This is a genomic window from Micromonospora sicca, from assembly GCF_003172935.1.
In the GTDB taxonomy this organism is placed as follows: Bacteria; Actinomycetota; Actinomycetes; order Mycobacteriales; family Micromonosporaceae; genus Micromonospora; species Micromonospora sicca.
In genome coordinates, this window is the sequence record NZ_QGKS01000468.1 from 1 (window position 1) to 5,144 (window position 5,144).

7 protein-coding genes are annotated in these 5,144 nt (G+C 67.8%); 1 reads left to right on the plus strand and 6 read right to left on the minus strand.

The features are described from left to right. Nucleotides 1-249 precede the first annotated feature (249 nt). From DKT69_RS39280 to DKT69_RS34575, 6 genes are all read right to left on the minus strand, one after another. Complete coding sequence (locus tag DKT69_RS39280) at nucleotides 250-441, minus strand: hypothetical protein (protein WP_201750003.1); 192 nt, start codon at nucleotides 439-441, stop codon at nucleotides 250-252. Between the two features lie 252 nt (nucleotides 442-693). Next, the gene (locus DKT69_RS34550) at nucleotides 694-1,200 is read right to left on the minus strand and encodes a low temperature requirement protein A (RefSeq protein ID WP_236648539.1); all 507 of its coding nucleotides are present in this window, start codon (nucleotides 1,198-1,200) and stop codon (nucleotides 694-696) included. A 381-nt stretch (nucleotides 1,201-1,581) separates the two neighbouring features. Then, complete coding sequence (locus DKT69_RS34555) at nucleotides 1,582-1,950, minus strand: hypothetical protein (RefSeq protein WP_109805585.1); 369 nt, start codon at nucleotides 1,948-1,950, stop codon at nucleotides 1,582-1,584. 48 nt (nucleotides 1,951-1,998) lie between these two features. After that, entirely contained in the window at nucleotides 1,999-2,505 is a 507-nt protein-coding gene (msrA, locus tag DKT69_RS34560) for a peptide-methionine (S)-S-oxide reductase MsrA (protein ID WP_109805586.1), read from the minus strand. Between the two features lie 9 nt (nucleotides 2,506-2,514). Further along, entirely contained in the window at nucleotides 2,515-2,994 is a 480-nt protein-coding gene (gene msrB / locus DKT69_RS34565; protein WP_236648548.1) for a peptide-methionine (R)-S-oxide reductase MsrB, read from the minus strand. An 858-nt stretch (nucleotides 2,995-3,852) separates the two neighbouring features. Continuing rightward, nucleotides 3,853-4,311, minus strand: a complete 459-nt coding sequence (locus tag DKT69_RS34575; protein ID WP_161558009.1) for an allene oxide cyclase barrel-like domain-containing protein — start codon at nucleotides 4,309-4,311, stop codon at nucleotides 3,853-3,855. A 370-nt stretch (nucleotides 4,312-4,681) separates the two neighbouring features. On the opposite strand from DKT69_RS34575, the gene DKT69_RS34580 reads away from it, so the two are divergent. Further along, a partial coding sequence (locus DKT69_RS34580) for an ISAs1 family transposase (RefSeq protein WP_236648550.1) occupies nucleotides 4,682-5,144 on the plus strand: 463 nt, incomplete at its 3' end.

Genomic DNA, 5,144 nt, shown 5'->3' on the forward strand with positions numbered 1-5,144 from the left:
TTCTGACAGTTGCCACCTCGTCCACACCGGACGTTGGAGAGACGGCCCCCACAACCGAACCCCCTGTTCCCGGCGCCACGATCATGCGCCACCCGGAGCCGGCATCAAGGCCAAGCCCCTGACGGGGTCGACCTGCGGTCGAGCCTTGACCCCGACCCCTCGCTGGCGTTTGTCTGCACCGAGCCGGGAAACCGGCAGAAACCGGCCACAACCACCCCGGCGGTCGCGGGTTGACACGGCCCCACTCCTTCAGGGATGACCTGCGAATAGCGCGTTGAGGCCGTACCCCATCGTTTTTTTCATGGAGAACTGCGACTCGATGGTGCAGACGGCGTCCGGATCGGCCTTCACCCGCGCCGCCAGTCGTAGCAGTCCCTCGTGGAGATCCGGCTCCCGGGCGTGCAGGTGCGCGTCGGCGTCGGGCGGGGCCGAGTCGATCACGGCTCGGCAGCACGAACACCATCGACTGGATGGTGCGGGTACGTGTTGAACTCGGTGCCGCACGACATGCCGCTGGAGTTATTGGCGATGACGCCGCCGATAGTGCACGCGGTCTCGCTGGCGGGAACAGCTTGGCCGCCGCGGGGCTGAGCACCCGCGTCGCCGTACCGGCCGCCGTTGAGCAGCGTGTGGCCGAACAGCGCCAGATCCTGTGCGGAGGAGAACGCCCGGCGTGGGCGGAGACGCCGCCCATCAGCTGTGCGGTCTTGTCGTTGACCACGCCCCAGTCGTAGCTACCGCGCCAGTCATGGTCGCGATGACCAGGGCCTGGATCACCGGTCGTTGCGGGTCCGTCCGGTCGGTTAGCCACGCGGTGCTGGACCAGACCCACCACAGGGCCCCCAACAGCACCAGCGTCCGGAGGGCGCCACTCCACCCGAGATCCTCGGCCAGGCCGCGCGAGAGCTGAGCGAGCGCGAGGACAAACACCAGGTCGAAGAAGAGTTCCAGGAACGTGGCCCGCTGCGGATCCCCGGCTTTCCGCGGCAGTTCGGCCGCCTCGTCGTCATCGGCTCGCCCGTCTGCCAACTTTGCCCCAGATTTGAAGCATTCTGCCATGCGCGCAGCGGTGGTGACTGCGGACGTGCTGCCGTGGCCTGGAATCGAGCGGCCCGCGTTACCGGACGGGCGACGGTCGAGGCCGGCGAGGTCCTTCCATCCGTCGCCGCTGAATCGGATTAGCTCGTCGACCTTGGCCAAGCGTCGGGCCGGTGCTACAGAGGGCGGAGTGTCACCACCCAGGTCCTGATACCGATATGTCACGCAGGTCCTGAGACCGGACAGCTAGCTGCCGGCCAGGCGGTTAGAACTTGCTGTACGTCTTCAAGCTGCGCTGAACGGGCCGCAGGCCCCGCCTGGGCGCGACGGCCGCTGCCGCTCGGCAGCCGTCACGACTGACGCCAGGCGGATGCGCAAGGTTGCCGTTGGCGAGGTCGACCTCACTGGCCACCGGACCCGCCGCATCCAGGGCGAGTCGGTCCCCCTCGGCTCCGCTCGGGCCACCCTTGCTGGCACCGCCATGGGGACACCCAAGACCTGCCCTGGCTCGGTGCCCACCCACTCACGACCGCTTACAACGGCTCACGGCCGCTCACACGGCGACCCTGGGCACTCGAGCGGCGTGTGGTAGGGAGAGCGACGCCTCGGCACACCGACGCTCGCAGGTGGGTAGCGCACGACGAAACGGTACGCCCAGGTGGTGAAGCGGCTCTCGCCACGGAGCGTCGCCAGCTTGGCGAGGATCGCCACCGTCGCGTCGGACGCAGCCTGGTGGGCGACGTCGGTCAGCGCGGGCCCGGTCACCGGGGAGCGCGTCGCGCGCCGGCGCACCTCCCGCAATGCCGCGCGCACCAGCATCTCGTGCAGCCGGTCGAATGCCACGTCTCGATCGGCACCGGTGCCGGAGAGAGCCTGCACCCATCCGGCCGAGTCCTCGTCCAGGCCGACCACCTCGGCCCCGGGCCGGCGCGCGGACCCGGGGTCCGCGCGCCGGGGGTGTCAGGCCGTCGCCCGCTTCGGGAGCTTCCACCCGGGGCGGGGGAAGTGGCAGGTGTAACCGTTGGGGTAGGTCTGCAGGTAGTTCTGGTGCTCGGGCTCAGCCTCCCAGAAGTCGCCTGCCGGGGTGACCTCGGTGGCGACCTTGCCGGGCCACAGGCCCGAGGCGTCGACGTCGGCGATCGTGTCCTCGGCGACCCGCTTCTGCTCGTCGCTGGTGTAGAAGATCGCCGAGCGGTAGCTGGTGCCGATGTCGTTGCCCTGGCGGTTCTTCGTCGAGGGGTCGTGGATCTGGAAGAAGAACTCGAGCAGTGCGCGGAAGTCGGTCTTCTCGGTGTCGTAGACGACCTCGATGGACTCCGCGTGGGTGCCGTGGTTGCGGTAGGTGGCGTTCGGGACGTCGCCGCCGCTGTAGCCGACCCGCGTGGACACGACGCCGGGCTGGTGGCGGAACAGCTCCTCCATGCCCCAGAAACAGCCGCCGGCGAGGATCACCTTTTCGTTGGTCACGTCGTCTCCTTACTTGTCGTCGGCGTCAGTGTTGGTGTCACCCGTGAACAGGGTGCGGTATTCGCCGTACCCTGCGTTCTTTAGGTCATCGAGGTGGATGAACCGCAACGACGCGGAGTTGATGCAGTAGCGCAGTCCACCCTTGTCGGGGGGACCGTCGTTGAAGACGTGGCCGAGGTGGCTGTCCCCGTGCAGCGAGCGGGCCTCAGTCCGGATCATCCCGTGGCTGGCGTCTTCGCGCTCGATGACGTTCGTCTTGGCGATCGGCTTCGTGAAGCTCGGCCAGCCAGAGTTGCTGTCGTACTTGTCGACTGATGCGAACAGCGGCTCGCCGGACACGACGTCGACATAGATGCCGGGCTCGTGGTTGTCCCAGTAGGCGTTGGCGAACGGGCGCTCGGTGCCGTCCTGCTGGGTCACGCGGTACTGCTCCGGGTCGAGCCGCGAAACGGCCTCCGGGTTCTTGTGGTACTGGGTCTGCTGGGGCACAGCTCTCCCTTCCCGGCCTTTCGGCGTGAAGCTGGGGAACCAGGTGAAACGCTCCTGGACGCGCAAATGTACAGACACCCTACGGGCCGGTTGTATTCCCGCAGCCCCCATCTTTTGTGGACCATCAAGTCCGGAAAAGATGTCCGGAGTGGCCGGCTGGCTGCCGTCGTCACGGTGGGTGACCTGGGGTACGTCGCCGGCACAGTAGCACCCGCTTGACTCCAAGAGTGTACTTGACCGACCAGTTCTACCGTGACTAGGTTCGGGGCGTCCGGCTGGGTGCCTCCGCTGGATGACCGGCGCCATCGCCGACGTCGACATCATGGCCGGCCGCAACTGACCCTCGAAACCTAACGCCGGGATCACGCCGGCTGGGATGCGGACGTGCCCGTACGCGTCCGCAGCCCGCGCCCGCGGGGAAACCACCAGCAAATTCAGCGAGACCGTGGCTCGGCCGACCCGCACGTGAACAAGTGTTCGAGTAGTCTGCTCTGCGTGGAGTGGCGAACGCGCTGGCACATCACGATCCGCTGGGACCGGGCCGACAACAGCCCGGCCGGCGTGACCGTCGTCGAGCGCGTCGCCGATTCCCCCGCCGAGCTGCGCCGCCTGATCGACCGGGCCCGCGCGGACCCGCACGTGGTCGCCTTCCCCGTCGCCAGGTCCGCGAGCTTGTCGGCGACGAGCTGCAGGAGTGCCACAACGGGCACGGCTACGCCGGCGGCTCGGCGACCACGCCGATGCGGGACTGTTGGCCGTGCCGATGCGGCGGCCACCTGGTCATCCGCTGCCGCATGTGCCCGGACGTGCAGGTGGAGCCGCGGGTCAGCCGGGACTTCGATACGCGGTGAAACCCAGTCAGCGCCGGGACAGCACGAAGGTCACCGGCGAAAGAGCGGCGGGGTTGAACAGGAAGGTGGCATGGCCCTTGGCGCCTTCGTAGGCGCCGGTGCCCCCGGTTATCGCCGCGATGCTGGTGGCGCCTTGTACGAAAGCGCCAACGCCTTCGGTGGTAATGGTTCCATGTTGCAAGGTTGTGACGGTCGTGCAGGTCGTCGTCGCGGTGGAAGCTTCGATCACGGTGCAGTGCCCTTCCGCCTTGCCCGCAGGACTCTGATCCTTGGCCCAGACAAGCGTGTCGCGGAAGACCTCCCGGTCGCCGGTGTGACTCGGGTCGCCACCATTGAGGAACGCGTCGATGGTGGCACCGGTGTCCAGCAGCCGCAGAGTCTCCTCGTGGTCGGCGGGACCACTGCCGACAGCGCCCGCGAGCGCCGCCACAGGAGCGACGAGAACCGCTGTAATCAGTGGGCTCAACCGCATGACTGTGCCTCCTTTTCGCCGAGGCGAACGCGCCACTTAAGAATGGCGCACCCTCAATAGATGGGGCCCGCCGGGCCAGGGCGATTGCGTAGTCGATCGGTGGGTGCCCTGAGCTGGGAATCTACGGGGTGAGTGGCCTCTGTGGAGGCAGGAAGAGCGGGTGAGATCGCGTCGGTGATCATGGAGTTCTCTAGGCTTCACGACACCCCGAGGACCTCACCCGCCGATGTCATCATGCCTGATCCCCGCGCTGTCTTCGGTCGCCGGCGCCCCTGGCACGTCACCACCGTCCGTTACCGCAGGTGAGACAACGGGACTGCTACACGCCTTGGCGGCGGTCCCGGATCCTCGAGATCCACGGGGAGTGCGTTACCCGCTGTCGGGTTTGCTCGCGGTCGCGGTGTGCGCGGTCCTCGCGGGGGCGTCGTCGTTCGCCGCGATCACCGATTGGTTGCACGATCTGGATGAGCAGGCCCGCGACCGGCTCGGCTTCGGCCATGGGGTGCCGGCGGGTACGACGGTATGGCGGTTGCTGACCCGCCTCGACGATCAGTTGTTGTCTACCGTCCTCGCGGGTTGGCTGAAGGTCCGCGCCCGGCCGGTCACACCCCGGCCGCACCGGTATCGGACGGTGATCGCCGTGGACGGGAAAACGCTGCGGGGAGCCCGCCGTGCCGACGGTGGTCAGGTTCACCTACTCTCCGCGCTGGACACCAGCACCGGCATCGTCCTGGCCCAGGTCACCGTGAGCGCGAAGAGCAACGAGATCCCCGCGTTCGCACCGCTGCTCGACGCGGTCGAGCAAGTGTTGGGCAGCCTGACCGGTT